General features: G+C 42.4%; 20 protein-coding genes. 16 read left to right on the forward strand and 4 right to left on the reverse strand.

Translation table 11 applies throughout. The annotated features are described in order from the left end of the window. Positions 1–94 precede the first annotated feature (94 nt). From BLQ87_RS00915 to BLQ87_RS00930, 4 genes are all read left to right on the forward strand, one after another. On the forward strand, positions 95–766 hold the full coding sequence (locus tag BLQ87_RS00915) for a DUF6766 family protein (protein WP_074604887.1): 672 nt from the start codon (positions 95–97) through the stop codon (positions 764–766). 36 nt (positions 767–802) lie between these two features. Beyond that, positions 803–1,336, forward strand: a complete 534-nt coding sequence (locus BLQ87_RS00920) for a low affinity iron permease family protein (protein ID WP_074604069.1) — start codon at positions 803–805, stop codon at positions 1,334–1,336. Positions 1,337–1,475: 139 nt separating this feature from the next. Continuing rightward, positions 1,476–3,212 (forward strand): GMC family oxidoreductase, encoded by a 1,737-nt coding sequence (locus BLQ87_RS00925; protein WP_074604071.1) that lies wholly within the window; start codon positions 1,476–1,478, stop codon positions 3,210–3,212. 21 nt (positions 3,213–3,233) lie between these two features. Next, positions 3,234–3,860, forward strand: a complete 627-nt coding sequence (locus BLQ87_RS00930; protein ID WP_074604072.1) for a gluconate 2-dehydrogenase subunit 3 family protein — start codon at positions 3,234–3,236, stop codon at positions 3,858–3,860. A gap of 55 nt (positions 3,861–3,915) precedes the next feature. Here the strand turns inward: BLQ87_RS00930 and BLQ87_RS00935 are convergent, their stop codons facing one another. Both BLQ87_RS00935 and BLQ87_RS00940 read right to left on the reverse strand, forming a co-directional pair. Beyond that, positions 3,916–5,262 carry an ankyrin repeat domain-containing protein gene (locus BLQ87_RS00935; protein WP_245723765.1) on the reverse strand — a complete coding sequence of 449 codons (1,347 nt, stop codon included), beginning with the start codon at positions 5,260–5,262 and terminating at the stop codon, positions 3,916–3,918. 9 nt (positions 5,263–5,271) lie between these two features. After that, on the reverse strand, positions 5,272–6,462 hold the full coding sequence (locus tag BLQ87_RS00940) for an ankyrin repeat domain-containing protein (RefSeq protein ID WP_074604075.1): 1,191 nt from the start codon (positions 6,460–6,462) through the stop codon (positions 5,272–5,274). Positions 6,463–6,620: 158 nt separating this feature from the next. Here BLQ87_RS00940 and BLQ87_RS00945 point away from each other — a divergent pair, with 158 nt between their 5' ends. The 4 genes from BLQ87_RS00945 to BLQ87_RS00960 all read left to right on the forward strand — a co-directional run bounded on the left by BLQ87_RS00945 (position 6,621) and on the right by BLQ87_RS00960 (position 12,243). Continuing rightward, positions 6,621–7,013 carry a hypothetical protein gene (locus BLQ87_RS00945; RefSeq protein WP_074604077.1) on the forward strand — a complete coding sequence of 131 codons (393 nt, stop codon included), beginning with the start codon at positions 6,621–6,623 and terminating at the stop codon, positions 7,011–7,013. A gap of 64 nt (positions 7,014–7,077) precedes the next feature. Then, positions 7,078–7,275, forward strand: a complete 198-nt coding sequence (locus BLQ87_RS00950; protein WP_074604078.1) for a hypothetical protein — start codon at positions 7,078–7,080, stop codon at positions 7,273–7,275. A 403-nt stretch (positions 7,276–7,678) separates the two neighbouring features. Continuing rightward, complete coding sequence (locus BLQ87_RS00955) at positions 7,679–11,140, forward strand: YncE family protein (RefSeq protein ID WP_074604081.1); 3,462 nt, start codon at positions 7,679–7,681, stop codon at positions 11,138–11,140. Between the two features lie 41 nt (positions 11,141–11,181). Then, positions 11,182–12,243, forward strand: a complete 1,062-nt coding sequence (locus BLQ87_RS00960) for a hypothetical protein (protein WP_074604083.1) — start codon at positions 11,182–11,184, stop codon at positions 12,241–12,243. Positions 12,244–12,324: 81 nt separating this feature from the next. On the opposite strand, the gene BLQ87_RS00965 is transcribed toward BLQ87_RS00960, so the two are convergent. After that, positions 12,325–13,056 carry a LytR/AlgR family response regulator transcription factor gene (locus BLQ87_RS00965; RefSeq protein WP_074604085.1) on the reverse strand — a complete coding sequence of 244 codons (732 nt, stop codon included), beginning with the start codon at positions 13,054–13,056 and terminating at the stop codon, positions 12,325–12,327. A 115-nt stretch (positions 13,057–13,171) separates the two neighbouring features. After that, entirely contained in the window at positions 13,172–14,263 is a 1,092-nt protein-coding gene (locus BLQ87_RS00970) for a sensor histidine kinase (protein ID WP_083361630.1), read from the reverse strand. A gap of 271 nt (positions 14,264–14,534) precedes the next feature. Between BLQ87_RS00970 and BLQ87_RS33675 the strand changes: the two genes are divergently transcribed. The 8 genes from BLQ87_RS33675 to BLQ87_RS01010 are packed head-to-tail and all read left to right on the forward strand — an operon-like array spanning position 14,535 to position 23,939. Further along, on the forward strand, positions 14,535–14,702 hold the full coding sequence (locus BLQ87_RS33675) for a hypothetical protein (protein ID WP_158622531.1): 168 nt from the start codon (positions 14,535–14,537) through the stop codon (positions 14,700–14,702). An 11-nt stretch (positions 14,703–14,713) separates the two neighbouring features. Continuing rightward, positions 14,714–15,415 (forward strand): response regulator transcription factor, encoded by a 702-nt coding sequence (locus tag BLQ87_RS00980; RefSeq protein WP_074604091.1) that lies wholly within the window; start codon positions 14,714–14,716, stop codon positions 15,413–15,415. After that, positions 15,412–16,464, forward strand: coding sequence for a hypothetical protein (locus BLQ87_RS00985; RefSeq protein ID WP_074604093.1), 1,053 nt, complete (start codon positions 15,412–15,414; stop codon positions 16,462–16,464). Before BLQ87_RS00980 ends, BLQ87_RS00985 begins: the two co-directional genes overlap by 4 nt. Beyond that, entirely contained in the window at positions 16,461–17,648 is a 1,188-nt protein-coding gene (locus tag BLQ87_RS00990) for a lanthionine synthetase LanC family protein (RefSeq protein ID WP_074604095.1), read from the forward strand. The genes BLQ87_RS00985 and BLQ87_RS00990 overlap by 4 nt, the downstream gene beginning before the upstream one ends. A gap of 7 nt (positions 17,649–17,655) precedes the next feature. Continuing rightward, positions 17,656–20,043, forward strand: a complete 2,388-nt coding sequence (locus tag BLQ87_RS00995; protein WP_074604098.1) for an outer membrane beta-barrel family protein — start codon at positions 17,656–17,658, stop codon at positions 20,041–20,043. Positions 20,044–20,078: 35 nt separating this feature from the next. After that, a complete protein-coding gene (locus tag BLQ87_RS01000) occupies positions 20,079–21,008 on the forward strand; it encodes an LLM class flavin-dependent oxidoreductase (protein ID WP_074604100.1) in 930 nt (309 codons plus the stop codon). After that, a complete protein-coding gene (locus tag BLQ87_RS01005; protein ID WP_074604102.1) occupies positions 20,989–23,217 on the forward strand; it encodes a peptidase domain-containing ABC transporter in 2,229 nt (742 codons plus the stop codon). The genes BLQ87_RS01000 and BLQ87_RS01005 overlap by 20 nt, the downstream gene beginning before the upstream one ends. A gap of 2 nt (positions 23,218–23,219) precedes the next feature. Further along, positions 23,220–23,939: an HlyD family efflux transporter periplasmic adaptor subunit gene (locus tag BLQ87_RS01010; protein ID WP_074604103.1), complete on the forward strand. Its 720-nt coding sequence runs from the start codon at positions 23,220–23,222 to the stop codon at positions 23,937–23,939. The last annotated feature ends 47 nt before the right edge of the window (positions 23,940–23,986 follow it).

Here is a 23,986-nt window from a genome sequence, read left to right on the forward strand (position 1 = left end):
TTCTGAGTAATTTAATGGCCTGAGGAACAGGGTGTTCGATTCTTGGATTCAAACTTTTAAATAGGGAAGGTGTTATTAGGGAAACAGAATGCAAATGAAGAATGGACAAAAAAAATATTCTTTTTTCTATCGCAACGGTCTAACCATCGTGTTTTTGTCGTTGTTTCTGGTTACGCTCTTTGCACAGGCGCTAACCGGTTGGAAAGCGCACAATAGGGAACTGGCTGAAAACCATGGCAGTAGTTTAGCCCTGACAACTTACCTGAAAAGCGGTCATTTCATCTCTGCCACTTTTGAAAACTTTGAGAGTGAGTTCCTTCAGATGGCTTTATATGTCATTTTAACTGTTGGTTTGCGGCAAATCGGATCTGCGGAGTCGAAATCGCTGGATGAGGAGGAAGAGGTTGACCGGGAGCCACAGCAGCGTAAGAATGCACCCTGGCCTGTTCGAAAAGGAGGGTGGATGCTGAAACTATACAGCAACTCTTTAGCGATTTGCTTTTGTCTGTTATTTCTGATCAGCTGGGGGCTTCATCTGTATGGAAGCTGGCAGGACCATAACGTTGCGCAGGTGTTACACCATCAGTCGGAGGACAGTATTATTGAATTTCTGACGATGCCTGAGTTCTGGTTTGAGACTTTTCAAAACTGGCAAAGTGAGTTTCTTTCTGTGGCGTCCATTGTTTTCTTTACCATATACCTGCGGCAAAAAGGATCTCCGGAATCTAAACCTGTAGATGCGGCACATATGGAAACAGGTAAATAACTACACATCATAACCTTAAAAAACAATTATATACCGATGAAAAAGAACGCTGAGAATTTTTTTGAAAAGATTTCTACGAAGATTACCAATTGGACCGGAAGCCCTGTCGCCTTTGGGGTCGCTTTTTTTGTGGTGATGGCCTGGGTGCTCTCCGGTCCAATCTTTAATTATTCTGATACCTGGCAGCTGGTGATCAATACCGGGACTACGATCATCACCTTTTTGATGGTCTTTCTGATCCAGAAAAGTCAGAATAAGGATTCCAAAGCGATTCAGCTCAAACTAAATGAACTGATTGCGGCAAGCAGACATGCCAGTAACCGGATGGTGGACATTGAAGACCTGACTGAATCCGAGCTGGATGTTCTTCATAAATATTACCAAAAGATATCAGATATTTCTGAAGCAGATGAGGATATTCATAAATCACATTCTATAGATGCTGCAAAGGATCTGCAGGAACAAAAATCAGGACGAAGTACAATTGCTAAGACTCGAAAACCCGGCTCAGGAGCGGGAAGAACTGGATCTAAAACCGAAAAACCGCTGCCTAAAACGAGAAAGCCATAATCTGAATGAGCATGGAGGTCTGTATTTTTTTGTTTACAAAAATGCAATCCAGCTTATTAAGAATCATTCTTGATTTAGCTATTTGCATATTTAGTAATATTTTTATTAATATTAGATCATCAACCATTCAACCAAATATATGAGTGAATTTCAAATCAAGAAATCGTCTGCCGTCTATGATGTCGTTATCGTAGGGTCAGGAGCGGGCGGAGGTATGGCCGGATATGTATTGGCCAATGCCGGGCAAAAAGTGCTGATGCTGGAAGCTGGTGCTTATTTCGACCCACGTATCGACGCACAACAGTTAAAATGGCCATGGGAATCTCCCAGACGCGGCGCATCAACCACAAGACCTTTTGGAGATTTTGATGCCTCTTATGGAGGTTGGGAATTAGATGGGGAGCCTTATACTCAGAAATCAGGAACTGAATTTGCCTGGTTCAGATCGAGAATGCTTGGTGGAAGAACCAATCACTGGGGAAGAATTTCTTTAAGAATGGGTCCTTTGGATTTCAAATGTAAGGATGGACTAACCGACGACTGGCCTATTACGTATGATGAGCTAAAACCTTTTTATGACAAGGTAGACCGCCTTATTGGAGTTTATGGTACTGTCGAAGGAATCGAAAATGAACCTGATGGAATCTTTCTTCCTCCTCCAAAACCAAGACTCAATGAATTGTTCATTAAGAAGGCCGGATTGAAAACCGGGGTAAAGGTTATTCCAGGTCGTGGATCTGTTTTAACAGAGGCATTACCGGGAAATAAAGACCGTGCTCCTTGTTTTTACTGCGGACAATGCGGACGCAGCTGTAAAGTTTACGGAGATTTCTCTTCTTCTTCCTGCCTGGTCATCCCGGCGGTGAAAACAGGAAACTTAACCGTAATTACCAATGCCATGGTGAGAGAGGTGCTGACCGATAAAAACGGATTGGCTACAGGCGTATCTTATATCAATAAAAAAGACGGAATGGAATACCAGGTAAACGCTAAAACCGTGATCCTTGGTGCCAGTGCCTGTGAATCCGCAAGGATTCTGTTGAATTCCAAATCTGTTGCCCATCCCGGTGGATTGGCCAATGGCAGTGGTATCGTAGGTAAATATCTACACGATTCAACAGGAGCGAGTTTAGGGGGCTTTCTGCCGCAATTAATGGATCGTAAGCGCTATAATGAAGATGGTGTGGGCAGTGTCCATATCTATTCTCCATGGTGGCTGGACAATAAAAAACTGGATTTCCCCCGTGGTTACCATATTGAGTACTGGGGTGGAATGGGCATGCCGGCCTATGGATTTGGTGGAGGTACTGCCAAATTGAACGGAATGGTGCCGGGAAGAGATGGGAAAATGAAAGAAGCGGGTGGTTATGGTGCTTCATTAAAAGACGATTACAGACGTTTCTATGGTACATCGGTAGGAATGGCTGGTAGGGGAACTGCCATCGCCAGAGAAACCAATTATTGCGAGATAGATCCTAAAGTGGTGGATAAATACGGAATTCCGGTATTGAGGTTTAACTATAAATGGGCCGATGAGGAAATCAAACAAGCGAAACACATGCAGGAGACTTTCCAATCGATGATGCATGCCATGGGCGCGATCATTACTTCGGATATTCCGGGGGCAGATACCAATTATGGTTTGGAAGCACCGGGTAAAATTATCCATGAGGTAGGAACGATCAGAATGGGAGATGATCCTAAGAAATCAGCACTGAATAAATGGTGTCAGGCACATGAATGTAAAAACCTGTTCGTCGTGGATGCTGCACCTTTCGTACAACAAGGAGATAAAAATGCCACATGGACCATTCTTGCCCTTTCAATGAGGACTGCCGAATACATCCTGGAGCAAAAGAAAAAACAAAATATTTAAGCTGTTTAAAACAAAGAAATTATGAACAGACGTGAATCGCTGAAAGTCCTTGGACTTACCACCATCAGTACTGCCGTATTATTAGAAGCCTGCAAACCTGGCGAAGATAAAAAAGTAGCGGAAACTCCGGAAGGAGCTGCTTCGGAGGCAGGAAGAGAAGAATGGGAGATTGAAAGAGATAAGAAATTAAAATCAGAAAAGTTCTTTACTGCACATGAAATGGCCAGCATTGCCCTTCTGGCAGATATCATCATTCCTAAGGACGATAAGTCCGGAAGTGCAACCGATGCGAAAGTGCCGGAATTTATCGAGTTTATTGTAAAGGACATGCCGGAACATCGGACTCCAATGAGGGGCGGGCTGAGGTGGCTGGATCTGCAATGCCTGAACCGCTATGAAAAGTCTTTCAAAGACACTTCATATGCGCAGAAGATAGAAATGATCGACCAGATTGCCTATCCTAAAAAAGCAAAACCAGGAATGGAGCAGGGAGTCGCTTTTTTTAACCTGATGAGAAACCTTACCGCTTCCGGATTCTTTACCAGCGAAATCGGAGTGAAGGACATCGGCTATGTAGGTAACGTTCCTAACAAATGGGAAGGTGTGCCTGCAGATGTACTGAAGCAGTATGGAATGGAAGGCGTTTAAAAAAGATTATTTTATGAAAAAGAGGTGTCAGATTTGATTTGACACCTCTTTTTTTTTATCCTTTAAGGATCTTCTGTTTTTCTGTGTCAAACTCTTCCTGACTAAGAATACCTGCATCCAGTAATTCTTTAAGGTCCAGAAGGGCCTGTTTCTTTAAGGCCATTGGGTTTTCCGGAGCAGCTCCATTTGTGGCGACTGTTTGTACTGTTGGCACAGGAGCCGCAGCAATGTCTTTAGGACTATACTTTAAAAGTGCTTCCGTAATTTCATTATAACCTTTGATATTGGAATAATCTATCGCTTTCTGCTCTTTAACATTTACTACAGACGGATCTGCATGATTTTCCAGCAGGAGTTTGACAATGTCTTTTTTACCATTGGCAGCAGCATAATGTAATGCTGTATTTCCGCTCTCATCAGCGAGGTTAATGGAAGCGCCATTTTCTATCAAAAGCTTAACCAGACTGAGGTGACCTTTCTTTACGGCCACATGGAGCAAGGTTTCGCCACCATAACTATAGCTGTTGTCTAAAGTAAAGCTGCTGTCTAAGGAAATATTCGTAGCACTTTCTATCCAGTCAAGGTAAGTATTCATGGATTCGTCGGCACCGGATAATGGCTTACTAAAGTTGACATCCAGTCCACTCTGCAAAAATAAGCTGACAATTTCTTTCTGGTTGTTGCTGCAGGCATACCAAATCGGAGAAAGCCCGTTTTTGGTAGAAACCTTCAGATCGGCACCGCGCTGTACGAGGAGCTTGATGAGCATGTTGTTGCCCTGATAGCAGGCCAATAGCAATGGTGTTTCTCCTCCATGACTGGCATGGTTTATTTCTGCCGAGTGGTCCAGCAACAACTCCACAATTGTGTTATTTTTTGAGTTTACGGCATAGATCAGTGGCGTGTTTCCAACTTTATCTGTTGTATTCGGATCGGCACCCAGTTCCAGCAATCTTTGCACGATTTCCTTATTTCTAAGGCCCGAAGCCAGCAATAAAGGTGTTTCTGCCTGGTTATTTTGGAGTTCAACTTCCAGTCCTTTTTGTATCAATTGATTGAGTACTTCAATCTGAGCAGTTTTTGCCGTCAGGTGAAGGAGGCTATTGCCCTGTAGGTCGTTGATGTTGACTTTTGCGCCCTGATCTATTAAATAAATAGCGGTCTGTTTTTGTTTTTGTAAACAGGCAAAGAAGAGTGGGGTTTCTCCATTATGATCCTCATAATCGAGATTAGTTCCGGCTTCAATCAATGATTTTACAATGTCCAGGTAACCCTGATAGGCTGCATAGTGTAAAGCTGTTCTTCCTTTCTCATCGGTATAAGCGACATCGACTTCATTGTTTTTAAGCAGTATTTCTGCAATCTTTCTTTTTCCAGCCTCGCAGGCAATTATAAATGACATCGACATTCTTTAGGATTTTTGGTTGGCAAGGAGTATTTCTACCGTTTTGGATTTTAGGTTGTCATTTGAGGCCAGGGCCATCGCAGTTTCATCTTGACGGTTGGTGATATTGGTATCAGCGCCCTTTTCAATAAGGAGCTTCACTTTCTTGTAAGTGTCTTTTGCCGCTTCTTTATCATAGTTGACATTAAATGCACATACATAATGTAAAAGCGTGTTTCCATCTTCATCCTGTGCATTGATGTCCACCAGGTCCATATTCAGGATGGCTTCCAGGATTTCAAATTGTTTTTCAGCTGCGACTTCCAGTGGGGTTTTTCCCTGGCCATACCAGGTGGAACGCGCTAAAAGATCCGCTCCATCTTCTAACAGTTTAATTAGAAAAGCGACGGTATCCCGGTCAGATCTGTAGATTCTTCTCATGAATTCAAAGAACATCGTTACGCCTTCTTTATTGAGCTGGTCAAAGTCAGGGCTATGATATTCCCGGAGTTTGAGGTACCATTTCAGATCTGCCTTATGAACTATAGTCCAAAAGAATGCAGACTCGCCTGATTTGTCCTGGTGATTGGGATCAGCACCATTTTGCAGGAGTAAGTCTAGATATGCCGGTTTATTAAATTCTATTGCTTCTATCAGCGGAGTTTTGTCGACAATATCTTTTGCATTTACATCCAGGCCTTCTTCAATAAGAAACTGAACATAAGCCAATGATTTTTCCGGTTTGATTCTTCCGTTTTTTATCACTGCATGAAGGAAAGTCGACTCGTAATTGTTCTTATAATTCAGGTCAAGACCAGCATTGACGAACCGTTTGATCAGCCATAGTTCTGCTCCTTCTTCAAAAGCATAACTCAGTAAAGTCTGATCTGCCACTTCATCTTTGAGGTTTTCCATTTGCCCAAGAAGGTCGTCCAGAAACTGAATGGATTCTTCGTCTTCTTTAAGGTTGGTGATGATGCTTGCAAAAATGGATTTCCTGAAAGAATCGTACTCGTAAACATCTGTTCCGATTAGCTTTTGGGAGATGAGAACGGGGATCAGATCAAAGGCTTTATGGCTGATGATTTTGTCCAGAATCTGAGTATGGTAATATTCATTGAGGTCAGAAGTAAGGTTTTTATCATTTTCTAGCAGCAGTTTCGCTTCCTGGAAGTTGTTTTCTCTGAATGCTTGTAATAAAGCGGTAGTATCTGGCATATCTATAAATACTTAATTTTTTATAGAGTCTCAAAAATCAGGCCGTATCAACAGAATATTTACTCCTGTTGATCAGCGTTAGATCAGCTGAATGGCGTCGGAAATGGAGTGGATATTTGTAGGAAGCTGATCATAAAAGTGTTAACTTTGAAATAGGAATGAAAAACGAACCCTTAACCCATCAAAAGAAATTATTGTCGGGCTTTTTGCTGACTGTAACTTTACTGTTGAGCTTTTTTATGCTCAGCGGGAATGTGGGGTTTTCTGTGATTCCGGCTCAAAAAACGCAAACCGAGGTTCTGGCCCGCTTTAGGCCACTTGCTGTCGCTGGAATTAATTATTATGATAATACTGCTGTAGTAAAAAAACTACATTTTCCCTGGTCCGATAAAAATCAGGTAAATGCCTTGTTCTTTCATCATAAAATGATGCTGATCAAATTTATTGCGCTGAAGCAAAAGGCTTTTCTGATCAGCGCTGCAACTTCTTTCTACCGGCCTAAAACGATTCCCCAGAGCCAGGATGAAGACAGTTTTTCTTTAATGGGATAAATATTGTCCCTGATGCCATGATCCGGCATTAAAAAGTCTATTGTCTTCATTTTATCCATTAAACATGAAATACTTCAAAAAGGCATGGAGGCTGTTGTGCCTTGTGCTATTGGTTACGCTTGCTGTAGCAGGAATTGGCCTGGGTGGCGGAGTTCCTATACCTGCCAGTAGCAGAAAAGAAAACCACATAGAAATTTCCGTAGAACTACCCGAGTCAAAGGAGGAATCAAAAGAGGTTGAAGAATTCTTCCAGAAAGTGTAAAAGAGAATAAGACCAGCTCGTTTCCATGCAGGCTATTCTACTGGTTCCTGGAAACAGGTAAAATTACGCATGAAACTTCTTAAATCATTATTTACATTTGATCAATGTCTTGCTTCATCCCGGCCAGACAAATGGTTTCTGAAAGGTAAACCTGTTTTTCGTGGTCTGAGGGCTGGGAAAACATATAAGCTTTATCCCCTCATAAAATAGCATATTCTGTGCTGTGAAATGATCAATAGCTGACCGATGGTTGGTAACTGAACAAGAATATACAAAGATTTTCAAATTAACCGCTCTCATGGATAACCGAAAATTCGTTACCGACGTGTTTATCTCCTTCTGAGCACAATGAAAAATTGCGCATTAAGCGCTTTTTAAAAAAGCAACTTTAAAACTAAAGCAGATGAATACGTCACAAACGCCTCCGGGATTGTCCTTTGCCATAAACAGCCAGGATCAGGACAATACGATTTACATTACCCAAGACCCATTGGTAAACAAGCTTACCTTTACGATAGATACCAATGTTAGCAATACTGTTTTTACTCCGGGCAGCCTGGTTGATCCGGATGATGTTTCCAATACCAAGGCCTCTCTGATCTATCTTGATTTAAGCCCACTGCAGATTCCGGTTAAAGACTTTAACCAAATTGTCTGCGAGGCTACAGGCTGGCAATTTCAGCATTTTGCAAATAGCATCATTGGGATGGCACCTCTTGCGGGGCTGAACATTAATGCGTCATCACCGTCGGTGGAAATCAGCATCAGCAAACTGATTCTGCCAAATCCGCCATCCGGTTCCAATGTTAATCTTTGGGTCCGGTATTACCATGTCAGCCCTATAAATTATCTGAACATTCCTGGCGTAACCTACTTTAAAGTTTCCTTACTTAATGCGCCGGAAAACAAAAAAGACCTGCACGAAGCGATAGATTGTGTGCTGGTCTCTCCATCCTTTATTGTGAACACGATAGACGGATACCCCCAGGTCAAAAACAGCATTACTTTTGCATTTAAGCCTGGTGCAAATCCGGTTCCTGTAATTGCTAATGCAAATACCAGCTTTACCCTTAGTTTTGTATATGCGCCTTCGGCGCCGGGTTGTGGCGCCTTAACCAGTCCTCAGTCTGCACTTGATTTCATTAAGGTTCAACAGGAGGGAAGCGGGGCCGCATGGACCGTCACACCCGATAATAATGTGCAAAATCCAGGTTGGATACTGCAACCACCCAGTCAGAAAGCCATAATAGGTGTTGACGCAGTGGTTTCTTTTGATGTTAATGACATCATTACCCGGTTTGAACCTGGTCCAACCTTAATGCATGTTCAATACCATAATGTCCCTGGTTATAACGATGGAGCTTACAGCATCGTCTTAGATAAAATCCCGCATGTATCGATTGCTTCGCTGGAAGTCTCACCTAATCCTTCAGTAATCGTTGATGGAACGGCATCCGTTGAGCTCTCCTGGATTGCCTCAGATTACACCTCACTGATGCTGATGCCTTTTTATGAGGATGTGACGCAATTGAATACCTATACCGCTAAGCTGGAAAAATCGGAAGTCATCACCCTTGTGGCCACAGGTTCCGGGAGCAGTGCCAATCAGGCTATTTCCAGGGCTAGTGCGGATGTGTTGCCGGTGATCAACGCTTTTGGTGTAACGCCATCTGATGTTTATTTCCATGATTATCCTCATGAATCCCGGTTTTTCTGGGATGTAGCAACGAATGATACGGTGTTGCTGGCGGATGACAGCTCTAAAAATACTGAAATCGTACCTGCTAAAGGTACTAAGGTGGTTAGTGTCAGTTCGCCTGGAATGTGGTCGTTGATTCCCCAGGATAGTGCGAACCCACATACGCTTGCCCGTAACGTATTGATTCGTTCTTTTAATATTGAAGCACAAGCCAATGATTGTGGGTTTAGCCCACTGGCAGCTGTAGCTTCTCCTTCCGCAGCTTTTATTGCGGTACTCAACAAGGCTGCAAATATCCTAAGCCTGAGAAATCCACTTGATTTTAGCGAGTATGCGGCCCCGATTCCGACAGGGGCAGGTCCGGTAGATCAGGTTTTTTCCTATGGCGGACAGTATCTGTTTGTGTTAAATAGCGGAGGTTCTGTTACCATTGTTAAAACGATCTGGAATGGCAGCACTGGGATTTATAATTTCTCGGTACTTCAAACGATCGCTATTGAAGGAACACCGGTACGGATAGCCATTTCAAATGATGACAAATACATTTTCGTGACGACCAGTCTGATTGGCTTTGGGAAGTTGATTGTCATTGAAAACAAAGGTGGAGATGTGTTTGGCGTTAAGCAGGACATCGAGGTTACGCAAAATCCTTCGGGAATAGGAATAGACCCCTGCGGGTTGAATGTATATGTAGCCATGACCGGCGACGATAGTGTTGCAGTTATAAGCTATAGCGCCATTGACCAGGAATTTAAATACAATAGAAGTATTGTGGGCTTACCTGCTCATCCGGTAGACATTGCTGTGGGAGATCCTCATGGAAAAACCCTGTTGGTGGTTTGTGGAGCCAGTAATGTACTGATGGCACTGAATGCCGGGGATGATGATGCCTCAACGGGACAACGCATTGAAATCAGCGGGGCGCCTGTCAGGATTACTGTGACTCCCGACAGGGCCTACGCTTTTATCGTCTGTAACGGTACAAATGCAGCCACGCTGATTAGCTGTTATTCAGGAGCTGGAAATTGTAAAATTATGGAAAGCGCGATTCCTGCGGGCACGAAGCCAGTCTCCGTGACTATGGCCTACGATGGCACTGCAGCATATGTTTCAAATGCTGATCACAGTGTGACAAGCTTTAACCTTGTCAATTATCAACTGCGGAATACCCCCGTAAACGTTGGAAAACAGCCAACAGATGTGGCCGTTTCTGCTGATGGAAAGTTCGCGGTTAGTTGGCATAATGTTTTGTTCATCAGCAATAAACCAAACTATACCAAAGGGATTTATATCTATGAAACTGACTCTGGCGCGATTTCCACGCGACTGGAAACGAAAGACATCATTAAGTGTGTCTTTTCTCCATCCGGGAATTCGGCGAATATGTATGTCATTCAGCAGGATGAGCAGGAAGTAACCATCCTTGAAACAGGAGAGTTTGCTGTAAAATCGACGATTCCAATACCTGCAGGGGCAGGCGGGTTGGCACGTTTTCCAGTAGAACTAGGGATGTCTGCAAATGGTTTAAACCTGTACGTGATCAGCAAAGATGCCAGCGGGAAATACAGTTTTCTTGCCTATACCTGCGATGAGTCTAAGGGTGTTTTTAGCCTGAAGACAGACCTGACTTTGTTTACTTCTTCCGCCTCGAATCACATCATGATGCAGTATACGCCTGATGGTAATTATGTCTTCGTGGGAAGTGGGGCCGACAAGAAAATACGCGTTCTTCAGCTCGGTAGTAATGGGCTTTACAACTTAAATTCAAACCAGATCAACCTGGATATCCTCGCCCGTACAATGGTGGTATCGCCAGATAACAATACACTTTACGTGATTCTACAGCAGAACATGAAGTCCTCCATAGTCATTGTAAACATCAAAGACCTGAAATCAGAAGAATACCTGTTCCCGGCAACGTATGCCACACTGGTCAATTTTCAGCAGGCAGTTATTTCTGCCGATGGCAAGCGGATTTTTATTACAGATGCAAATATCGCAGGGCTGAGGGTATTGAGTACAATGACCTTGCGTGTGATACAGACCCTTTCCTGGGAGCAGAATATACAGTATCCAATGGGTATTGCCATGCAGGGGGACGATTCCAGGTTGTTCATTACTGGTTTTTTTAGCGGCAATATGGCGATGATCAATCAAATCAATTAATCATTAAATATTTTCATTTACCAATTTAAACAAATTAGCGCATGAGTTACGATGGATTTTTTATCAGAGACTATGTTGGCGAGCCAATTAATGGTTCAAAAGCGCCAAACTGGACCAATTCTCCGGACATTATTTGTACCGGGCCAACACCGTTATCCGATCCCAGGGTGGTTTCGGATGTGAACCAGTATAAACAGGGCTTGCCGCAGGCGAATACACAGACGCCCCTAACGAATAACTGGGTATATCTGCGTGGATTAAACCCACAATCTGGCCCGTTGAAAACTACGCTTTATCTGTATTATGTGGATACTTCCATTGTACTCTGGCCTCAGAACTGGAAGACGGCGGGCATTGTTGTTGCCGGTGAACAGCAAAACTGGCAAACATTGAATGCACCGGCAAGCACTGATAATGACGGAATTGCGGGGACAATTACCCCTTTTGGATGGACACCACCAAGACAGGGCATACATTATTGTCTCGTTGCCTGGGCTGAAAACGGCCCGAATCAATCCACTCCACCAGACCTTGGTAGTATTGGTAGTGTTTCAGATATGGCAAATTTCATCATTTCCCATCCCAATGTAGGTTGGAAAAATACCGTTGAGGTAGATGCTTCACAAGCAACTATGCAGGGAGTGGCCTCCGTAATCGGGCCTCCCGAGGGGGGACAACTGATGGTAGGGTTGCAATGTGTAGATATTCCTACCGATGGTTATATTGAGTTTTCTGTACCCGGACCTAATCATGACAATACGATCATCTTTCCCAGAACTCAGGTGGCAAAACCCAACTACGGGCAAACCTTCCTGGTCAATTACCCTCCTGGATTCAAGACCTCATTGAGCTGGACCTATTATAAGGGGCCAACTGAAGTTCCTGATGGGGCGAATATCATTCCTTTTGTTGGGGAATGGGGGTCCAGTAATGCTTTTATTGAACAGGCAAGGGTTGTTGCTCCGGGGCACCTTATTGAAGCACATCATCATGGTACACCTCAGGAGTTTTTGGCCAATGGCAATGCTTTTGCCGTTTCGTCTAAGGCTACCAGGACGATTATGCTGATCGGGTCTGTTCCTTTCAGAATGACTCATAAATAAGAGGACTCCTTCACACAAAAACGCCTGAAATCATCTGATTTCAGGCGTTTTTTATAGCTGTAGAGATCAAGCCGCATTCAATTAGCTCAGGAATTTCCCTTTCAGTCTTTCTATAAATAATGCCTTGAATGTATTGCCGATGGGGATCGGTTCTTCGGCACCTTCAAGATAAAGCCGTCCGCCATCCATGGAAATGATCTTATTGATAGAAATGAGATAGGATTTATGTATCCTGACGAAATTTTGCGCTGGCAACCTGTCTTCCAGCGTTTTCATGTTTAATAAGGAAATCACCCTTCTTTTATTGGTCAGATAAAAGGAAATGTAATTTTTCAGTCCCTCAATATAGATAATGTCATTATAATCGATTTTAATGATTTTGCCTTTATCAGTTTTAACAAAGATCTGGTGTTCTGTTTCTTTAATTTCTACCGGAGGAGCTTTTTCCGCAATCGGTTTGTACAGTCTGTTCAGTGCCTTTTGGGTTGCGACAAGGAACCTTTCAAAAGGGAAGGGTTTGAGCAGATAATCGATCACATCATTGTCAAAAGCCGTTACCGCATAGTTGGAATACGCCGTTGTTAAAATAATATTGGTCTTGTTTCCAAAAGATTTGACAAAGTCAAGCCCCGTAAAGGTGGGCATATTGATATCCAGAAAGATCAGATCAATATCTTCTTTTTCTATATATGGCAATGCCTCGAGCGCGCTGTTAAAGGAAGCTACAATTTCTAGATAAGGAGTTTTTTTACTGTAATTCTTAATTACTTCAATAGCATGTGGTTCATCATCAACTATGAGACATCTGAGCATAATGTATTAATTATTGATATCTAAATATATATATAATTGAATTTAAATGAGCACAAATGGATTTATTGTTTATCTATTGAAAAAAAAATATGTTAAACGACAAATTACTGGTTAATTACAGTGCGATTTTCAGCGATAAGGTGTACCTTTTTTCTTCATTTTTGATGTCCAGGCTAAATTTATCCGGGTAGTAGTTTTCCAGTTTATAGAGGATGTATTTAATGCCGATCCCATGGCCATCGTTGATCAGGGAGTCTACCGGTTTTTTTTTGTTCGTAAGCGAAAAAGACAATTGGTTGTTTTCTACTTCCAGACTAATGTCCACTGGATTTTCGGGGTCTGTAATCTCACCGAATTTCATCGCATTTTCTATCAGTGTAATCAGGATCAGTGGTACAATCTTATGATCTGCTTTGACTCCGGATTCCCTGAAATTAAAATTGAACTGATTTTGAAACCTGAAATTGTTCATGAGAATCAGGTTTTTAATGTGTTTGGTTTCCTCACTTAACAGTGACTTTCCGTCGTAATCGACATCTTTAAGGGAGTATCTCATGATTTCAGATAAGGTAATTATTCCTTTGGCCAACTCATTGGAGAGGTCAAGAGATTTAGAGTAAAGAAAACTGAGCGTATTGAATAGAAAGTGTGGGTTAATCTGGGCTTTCAGAAAAGACAACTTCATATTCAGGATGCTGTTTTTTAGCGATTGTTCCTCATTCTCTTTTATCCTTAACCGTTTTTCCGACAGGATGGACATTCTCGCGAACCAAAAAGCGGTTCCAAGGAAGATGAAATAGCTTAACCGCCAGATTGATCCTACAATATAAAAGGTCAGGTTAGTGGTGAGTGTTTTATTGCCCGACAGCCCCAGGTGGATGAGCAGGTAGGACATTAAGGTTTTGATCAAAATATAGCAAACCATGAGGATCATTATTTTAACCAGGAACGAGACGATGGGGATTTTAGGTTTATGTTGTGGCAGTGCCCAATAGGTGCAGAAATAGAAAACGGAGATGTTAAGAAAAGCCATGAGAATGGTCTCTGTCCAGAAAAGACGCTTGGGTTCTAAGATGAAAACCAGCGAGATTTCATATAGCCAATAAATTATCCAAAAAGCCAAATGCTTATAAAAGATTCTTGATCGAAGGAAATGGAAAGGAGTCATAAAGGAAGGTACAAAGTTTTGATCATAAATGGTATTCATTCGCCCTCATTTTATCCGGATTTCGTGGTCGTTTATCCAATTTTAATCCTGGATTTCATACTTGCCGGAATCTTAGCGAATCGTGTTGTATGGGTGTTCAGGCAGGAGAAATGGCCTAAATCCGATTGTCCTTAGTCCTGTTCCGGCAACATCTTGAAAATTCGTTCGTACATGAATTTGCTACGTTGGGCATTTTCCTGACTGAGTTGGTGTAATACTTTTCTGATCCTTCTCCTTTCTATACACATTTGTTCAACCAAACTATCAGATCATGAAACCAAAACAAGAAACTAAAGAGATTAAGTTCAAAAAAAGAACCATTGAGTATTTAAACATTCAGGAAATGAAAGCTATCAATGGTGGTGGTGATCCCCAGAATCCTTCAGATACAACCAACACCCTTACCATTACCTATACGATTAGTGTACCAAAACCCTAAACTAAAAGATTATGACCAGGATCATCCCTTTTTCGACAGCCAAAATTGTAGATGCTATCTGTATTGCATCCGACAATAATATTCTTTGTGAAGCACTTTTTGACTACCTGCAGCACCGCAACTTTGAAAACATAGGAGTAGCGTGTTCTGAGAAAGAAACCCTTGATTTTCTTGGTAGGTGTGATTCTTCTATCCTGATCATCAGCGCCAACTTGTTGGATAGCACTGTTTTTCAAACGATAGATGCATTAAAAAAACTTAAAACGGATGTGAAGGTAATTCTGCTGAGCAATAAAATAGAAGTCCTCCGGTACTTTGAGGAAAGTCAGGATGGCGTGGTGAAGGGGCTGTTGTCCAATCATGAAAGCATGAGCGATTTGTATTACTGCATCATGGAGGTTTATAACTCCAGGAAGTATAAGTCGGGTCACGTGAAGCGGTTATTGCTGCAGAGCCAGATCAGCTCCTATGATCTTCCTGCATTAGGTTGCAGCTTTAGCAAGATCAAAGAGTTGACAAAAAGAGAGATGGAAATTTTTCTGGCCATTTCCAATACACTATCTACAAGAAGAATTGCTGAGGCCTTGTTTATCAGCCCCGCAACAGTCAATAACCACAAGGCCAGTATTATCGGGAAGCTGAGTTTAAAGGGCAAAAATCAACTGTTGTCCATAGCGGTTTGGTACAGGACCACACTCACTAACATCGCATGATTAAGACCGCATATTTATCCGACATTTTAAGGCTCGAAATTGATAAACAATGGAGCCGGTCTGACAGTTCAGAAGAACGTTGTCTGATCCGCTTTCTGCTGGCCCTGATCCAGGAGACGCCTTTCGAGATGGAGGATAGAAGGCTGTTAAATTCCGGCCGGTTTTATGAAAAATTATCCTTTAGTGAGCAGTTTGTTCATGCCTTAAATATTCTCTTTGTGCTTGACCCGCTCATAGAAAAAAGAGTTTTTCAATCCGAATATATTATCCCCGAAGTGAATGATTTCATCTTCAGCAGAAGCACCCGGTTGATTGCAGCCCATCGTTACGATTTTAACAATGGTGCAACAGGACTGATGTTTTACCTGAAATCCTGCGGAACTGAGCAGGTGGAAGAGATGAAGTTGAATTTTGTCAATGGAATCAGGGCTTATCTCGAAGGGAAAGCATATCAGGTTCATAGTGCTCCTCAAAACCAGTTGTCCCATATTGCTGATACCCTGTTCGGTTTGTATTTTAACAATGAACATTATGACCAGCAAAGGGAAGAAAACCTGATTCAGGTCATTGACCTTTGCTTCGATGCCCTGTTTTCCTTCTGGGAAGATGTGAATATTGAAGAATATAAATATCTTTTCTTTGGGAAGCATCCCGAAAATGCCACACTTACCGATCTTCTGAACTGGAAAGAGGGAGACCTTCAGAAATCTAATATTATTCTCGCTTATTCCATTTTTAAAAATAACAAAACCTTGTACCGTACCGGTTTGCTCGTTGGCTTGCATACCTTGATTTTACCTTCTCTTTTGAAAGATGATATCGATAGCTATGATTTTCAGCATGGCGCACTTGGTCTGCTTTATGGCTATAACGCTTTATATGATTTTACCGGCGATGTTAAGTTTCTTGAGGCCTCTAAAGCCTGGCAATCTAAATTAGAAGTTAACCTTTACAATGCCATCAGTTTGGAGGGGAAATTTGATATTAAAGCAAAAATTGACCTTTTAACCTGTTACGCATTTTTACTCCATAAATCTTCAGGATCATGATAGATAACGCGACTTTGGAATGGTTTGATGAACAGATCCTGGCCCATAATGATCAGGCTGGTAACTCCCTGTATTCGGGAAAGCTGGGCTCCATTCTTTATTTTTTTGAAGCGGGCAGGATAAAAGGAGAAATCTTTACCGACCATGCGGAAGCATTATTGGCGGAGTTGTTCGAAGAAATGAACGCTGCTGAAACGGTTTTTACTGATTTTTCCCTGGCTAACGGATATGTGGGATTGCCTTTGCTTGTTAATTATCTGGTTAAAGAAGGTTTTATTGATTTGGGTGTAGATCAGGAGTTTTACGATCTTGACCTGTTGATTGCAGAAAAGGCATTCCTGGAATTAACGAAAGACAATACCGATTTCCTTTATGGAACTATTGGCCATCTGCACTATTTTTCTCAACGCAATTTAAGCCCTTTTATTAAAGATCTGCTTCAACGAATGCTAAAGGAAATCTTTAAAAGGGAAATTATTGATGAGCAAGGTTTAAGGATCAAAAATGCTTTTTATCATAAAAAAGAAGGCGAGGAAGAATTCATAAACCTGGGGCTTGCCCATGGCAATCTGTCGCTCGGACTAATTTTGCTGAACCTGATCGACCGGGATCCTGATTTTTCCTGGCTCATTCCAAAGGCAAAACTGATGGCAGATTATTTGATTTGCAAACTTTCCTATAAAACAGGAGATGACGAACGGATCCGTTCGCTCTTTCCTTCGATCATCAATAATGAAGGACTTGCCATTTTCAATAACATTCCGGTAGCCTGGTGCTATGGAGACCTTGCCGTTTGTCTATTCCTCTATGAGTTGGGCAGACTATCGGGAGATCAGTCCTACCATCATAAAGCAGAAGAAATCGGCTTGTTTTCATTTTCCGAAACGGCTATTCATCGCGAGGTGGTTGACAATCCTTTTTTCTGTCATGGGACCTCGGGCATTGCTCAGCTTTATAAAAGCCTGTACAACATTTCCGGGAATCCCATATACCTGAAAGCTTATGAATTGTGGATCGGCTGGACCTGGGAAATGATGGAAAGCAATTACCTCCGGGAGCCGCCGGAATTGCTGCCTTCCTCTGAAGTGTTGTCCGTTATCGAAGGATTCGTTGGCGTTGCACTGGTACTGAACGGTTATCAAACAGAAATTGACCGGTGGTCATCCATTTTCATTTTAAAATAATCAAACTATGAAAACATTATTCCTATTATTCATCGCCTGCATCACATTTACCCGGTTAACGCAGGCACAGGAACGCCCGGAAATTCATATTCAGGGCAGCGTGAAGGACATGCAAAAGCAGCCTGTCATTTATTCCACATTGTCGTTGATCGACTCCACCGGAAAGGCCATCAATTTTGCCATTTCTGATGAACAGGGTATTTATCATTTTCGTGCAAAGCTGAAAGCCGGAATCTATAAAATATCCGCTTCTTCTATGGGATACGCAGCTGGGATCAAAGCATTTGATATTGGTGCAGAGGTCAAAGAGCTGCAGCTTCCGGAGCTCGTGCTCGTTGCTGATACCAGGACACTTGCTGAAGTCACGATAAAAAGTAAAAAACCACTTATAGAACAGAAAATAGACCGGTTGGTGTTCAATGTTTCTCAAAGCCCGATGGCTGCCAGCAGTTCTGCGCTCGACCTGCTGAGGAGGGCTCCTGGCGTGAACGTAGATCAATCCGATGCGATTAAGCTAAGGGGAAAGAATGTGTTGGTGATGGTCGACAATAAACGGACTTATTTATCCGGCGATCAGGTTGCCCAATACCTTAAAAGCATGCAGGGCGATCAGATCGAGAAAATGGAAATTATCAGCAATCCTTCTGCAAAATACGATGCCGAAGGCGTGGGAGGGATCATCAACATTGTATCTAAAAAGGATAAAAAGATGGGGGTCAATGGTGCGGTAACTGCCGGCGGTGGCTATGGTAAGAATGGAAAATACAATGGAAATACCGTACTTAATGTCAGAGAATCCAAATTTGCAGTTTCCGGAACACTGGGTTTCAACCACGACAAAAGTCCTACCTCAGGAGAACTAAACCGGGTACTCGAAACCACCACTTTTACCCAGAGCAGTTCCAGTTTGAAAACCCTGAACTCAGGTCTGGGAAAATTGTCTTTTGATTTTTTCCTCGATAAGAAAAATACGTTTGGTCTGGGCTTCATCGCCAATCAGGCAGAAAATGACCTGTCCAATACCAGTCTTACCTTTCTGAACCAAAATCAGAATAGCAATCAGCTGAACCTGTTCAGTTCGAGCCTGAGCAAATGGAATAGTCAGACCTATAGTTTTAACTATAAATCCCAGCTTAAAGAAGAGGAGAGCATTTCAGTCGATGCAGACCTTTCCAGGTACAATAACAATGGAAATATCAATTACATCTCCCAGGATATCAACTCGGCGGCACCGGACGATAAAACCTTTAATAACAACCGTATCGGGATTAATATTGCTTCTGTAAAACTGGATTATGAAAAGGCTTTGTTTAAAAAGCTTGGTCTGGAGGCCGGCCTTAAATATAGTCGGGTGAGCACCAACAACCTGACCAAATTTGACCAGCTGATTGATGGAAACAGGGTAGATGATGTGAAAAGGAGTAATGTATTCCGATATGATGAAAATATTTATGCCGGATACCTCAATTTCAACGCTAAGCTGAATGATAAATTGTCACTACAATTTGGCCTTAGGGGAGAGAAGACGATATCCGACGGAAATTCAAAAACACTGGATTCTGCCTTTAGGCTGAACTACTTTAAATTGTTCCCAAGCCTTTACGGTACTTATAGCTTTAGCAAGAACCATCAGGTTGGCGCGTCCTACAGTCGCAGGATTGGAAGGCCGGGGTATAAAGATTTAAATCCTTTCATTTATTATGTAGATCAATACACTGCAAATCAGGGGAATCCGTATTTAAGGCCCAGTTTTACCAATTCTTTTGAATTCAACTACACCTTTTTCCAGCAGTATAATATTTCTGTAGGTTACCAGCAAACGAATGATGAGTTTGAAAAAGTAGCGATACAGGAGGCGGATACCAAACTGGTTAAAGAGATGTATCAGAACTTCGATAAATTTTATGGATACTTTATCAGCGCTAATATACCGGTAACGGTAGCCAAGTTCTGGGAAATTAATAATGCAGCTAACCTTTATTACACTGACTATACCCTCGGGCAGATCAGGTCCAGAGGTTCAGCCTTGCAGCTGAACAGTACCTCTACTTTCAGTATTCCGGGAAATTATACCGCAGAAATGGATATGATCTATTTTTATAACAATGCCTATGGTATTTACCGCGTTAAGCCGAACCTGTATTTCAATATCGGTGTGGCTAAAACCTTGAATGACAAAAGGTCCTCGCTTAAATTGAGTGTTTTTGATCTTTTTAACAGCAACCAGTCTAATGTGGTGGCAAATCTTGGAACGCTGAATCTGGATTCCAGATACCGCTGGGAGGGGACGCGCGTTAACCTGAGCTTCAATTATAAGTTTGGAAAAAATACAGTAAAAGGAGCGGCTACAAAGAGGAAATCTTCTGCGGAAGAGCAAAGCCGTATCAAAAATTAAATAAGCTTAAGGGATAACATCTTAAAAAAAAGCGCATGAAAATAGGTATTCTTGAATTTGGAAATATAGAGCAGCGTTCTGGTGCTGAGGTGCTTGAGGCTGTTTTAGAATATGCACAATGTGCAGATGTGAATGGTTTTAGTCGTTTTTGGATTACCGAACACCATCCTTTAAGTATGGGTTGGAATAATCCGGAAATGCTGTTGCCTACCCTGGCCTGTTATACGGAAACGATCAAAATCGGTATTGCCGGAATCTTGTCGGCAATACATGCACCCTATCGTGTCGCTTCCAGCTTTAAACTGCTCGGGACGATGTTTCCCGGAAGGATAGATCTGGGTTTTGCTAATGGAAAACCAAGTCCCGAAGCTTGCAAAAACATGCTGAATACAGAAAGTCCGGCGCCGGATATTTACCATAATTTTCACGGTCACGTCAGGAAAACCCATGCCTTTTTAACAGATGAAGGGCCCGCTGCGATAGCCCCGTATCTGGGCGATCTCCCTGAAATGTGGCTGCTCGGCGCGTCTTATCAGCAACTGGAACTGGCAGCGGAACTAGGTGTTGGCTTTTCCAGATCTATTTTTCATACCGTTGAGCGGCCAGAACATGAGGCGGAGAAAGTATGGGAACACCGGGCGCAATTTGCCGCAATCCACCAGGCACCGGCTCCGCTCAATATCGCTTTTGCCGGAATCTGCGACAAAGACGACCGTAAAGCAAGGAAGAAGTTCTATGAGCTGTACCAGACGGAATATGATCCCAACAGCAATTTTATCGTCGGAAATCCAGCATATTTTAACGACCGCTTGTCGCAAATGATGGAACAAACCGGGATAGAAGAGTTCATCTTTAAAGACCTTCAGACCAATAACCTCGGCCGGATGGATACCCTGCACCTGCTAAGTAAATTGATTTCTAAACCTATTTCAGCGCCTACAGATTATGATAAACTCGAGCTTTAAAAAATTCCCTCATTTTACCCAGTTGGACCATATGGATTGTGGTCCTACATGTTTGAGGATTATCAGTAAATATTACGGCAAATTTTTCAACCTTCAAACGTTGAGAAACCTGAGCAAGACGACCCGGGTGGGCAGCAGTATGCTTGGATTGTTAAGGGCTGCTGAAAAGTTAGGCTTTAATAGTTTTGGTGCGAAAGTGGATATTGAGATGCTTCAAAATGAAATAGACCTGCCTTGTGTGGTCCATTGGAATCAGAACCATTTTACCGTTTTGTATAAGATCACGAAGACTAAAGTGTATACCTCTGATCCGGCAAAGGGATTGTTGGTCTATAGCATTGAGGAATTTATGAAAGGCTGGTCTGGTGGAGCAGAAGTAGGCGTGATCCTGATGCTGGAACCAACTCCGGCATTTTATGCACAGGAAGAGGAAGAAAACGGTTTGTATAACGGTATCGGCTTCCTGCTTCCTTTTATGAAAAAATATAAAAGTTATGGCCTGCATCTGTTGTTTGGCTTATTGCTTGGAGGTGCTTTGCAGCTTGCTTTTCCTTATTTAACGCAATCTATTGTAGATAAAGGGATCAAAGAGAAGAACGTAGACCTGATCTATCTGATTCTGGCGGCTCAATTGTTTTTGTTTCTGGGAAAGATCAGTATTGAGATCGTCAGGGGCTGGATCCTGGTCCACATCAGTGCACGGTTAAATATCTCAATGTTGTCTAACTTTTTCATCAAGCTGATGAAATTACCTTTGTCGTTTTTTGATGTCAAGATGACCGGCGACTTATTACAGCGGATCAATGACCATAAAAGAATCGAGCAAACCATTACCTCAAATTCCATCAGTACCCTGATTTCCTGTTTCAACTTATTCCTTTTTGGGATTGTTCTGGCGCGGTACAATACCTCCATCTTTCTGATCTTTTTATTCGGGAGTGTATTGAATTTTATCTGGATCTATTTCTTTATCAAACGAAGAGGCGATCTGGACTACAAACGTTTTAACCAGTTGAGTGCCAATCAGAGTAAAACAATAGAGCTGATCAATGGCATGCAGGAGATCAAGCTGAATAATGCAGAGAAGGAAAAGAGATGGCAATGGGAAAGATTTCAGACCAAGCTTTTCCGGACCAATATTCAGAGTCTTGCGCTGGATCAGGTTCAAAATATCGGCTCCTTATTTATCAATGAGCTCAAGAACATCATCATTACGGTTATTGCTGCACAGTTGGTGATTAAAGGAGAATTGACAATAGGTATGTTGTTGTCTATCAGTTATATCATTGGGCAGTTGAACTCGCCGATTACGCAATTGGTTTCCTTCGTCCAATCTTTCCAGGATGCAAAACTTAGTCTGGAGCGTATTGCTGAGATTCATGGTAAAGAAGAAGAATGTAATAAATCAAACTCAGAAGTCTTTGATGTGGAGGATGGGGTTGAAATTGAATTGAATAACCTGACTTTCTCCTATTCCGGTCCGCAGGAGAACATCATCCTTAAGAATGTTTCCTTTACCATTCCAAGGAATAAGGTCACTGCTATTGTAGGCGCCAGTGGAAGCGGAAAGACCACACTGATGAAAATTCTGCTGAACTTTTACAAGCCTACAGCTGGTGAAATACTGGTCAACAATAAGCGGTTGAGTACTGTTTCCGATGAATTCTGGAGAGACGTATGCGGATCTGTGCTTCAGGAAGGTTTCATTTTCTCTGATACCATAGAAAAGAACATCGCGGTAGGTGTGGAATTTGTGGATTACGACCGGCTTCAACATGCGCTAAAGGTTGCGAATGTAGAGAGCCTGGTAAATACCCTGGCCTTAGGGCTCCAAACTAAAATCGGACAAGAGGGCATTGGGTTGAGCAGCGGCCAAAAGCAACGGCTCTTAATTGCAAGGGCCATTTATAAAGAGCCTCAGGTACTTTTCTTTGATGAGGCAACCAGTGCACTGGACAGTAAGAACGAAAAGGAAATTGTACAAAACCTGGATAACTTCTTTCAGCAGAAAACCGTTGTCGTGATTGCACACCGTTTAAGTACCGTTAAAGCTGCAGACCAGATCGTTGTTCTGGACGACGGCCGGGTTCAGGAAATCGGTACGCACCTGGAGCTGATTGAAAAAAGAGGATATTATTATGAGCTGGTGAAAAGTCAATTGAGCATGGAACCGGCGCCATTGGAAAATTTACACTATAAATCTGCCTAATTATGCCCGCAAATCAAATCAGTCAAAATGCGACAGAAAACGAGTTTTCTGAAGAAGTGGATTATATCCTGAGTAGTTTACCCCGTTGGTTAAAAAGGTGGAATTTATACGTTATTCTATCGATGTTTATTGGAGGAGGTATCATTATTCTGGTGGTCAGTCAACTGGTACGAAAGCCGGTTGTTTACACCAAAATGCAGGTTTATCCTGGCGCACTTAAAGTCAGCGTCGACAAAGTCTCCGGGATTAAGGAGATCCTGCACAAACAAGGCAGCCTGTTGAAATCGGGGGATACCATTGCCCGGTTGTATGACCTGGAAAACCCACAACTGACCTCCATATTGAGGTCGCCGGGATCTGGCAGATTAAAGACCTATCACAACTACCAGCCCAATGCCATTGTCAGGCCCGGGCAAGTCATTGCTGTCGTGGAGTCTACGCATAAAAAGACCATCCTTGGAGAGTTTAAACTGGATAATGTGCAGGCGAGTCAGTATAAAGAAGGACAAAAGATCCGGATAGAAATTAAAGCCGGACAGAAGACCATGACCATTGATGGAATCCTGCAGGAGATCGTTTATCCTGCCGGTGACCAGGGGCAGGCTATATTATACTATGAGATTTCTGATGTGGATCAATTGAGTTTTTCCGACCCGACGCAACAGTTGCAAGGCAGGCTCATCGAAAAGAAAATGTCCCTCTCTCTAAACGCTATATTTTAATCCCTATCTCTACCTTAATCAAGCGAAAAGCCCGGCAGTTGATCTGA

Origin of the sequence: Pedobacter steynii (assembly GCF_900103665.1) — a bacterium.
Classification (GTDB): domain Bacteria; phylum Bacteroidota; class Bacteroidia; order Sphingobacteriales; family Sphingobacteriaceae; genus Pedobacter; species Pedobacter steynii.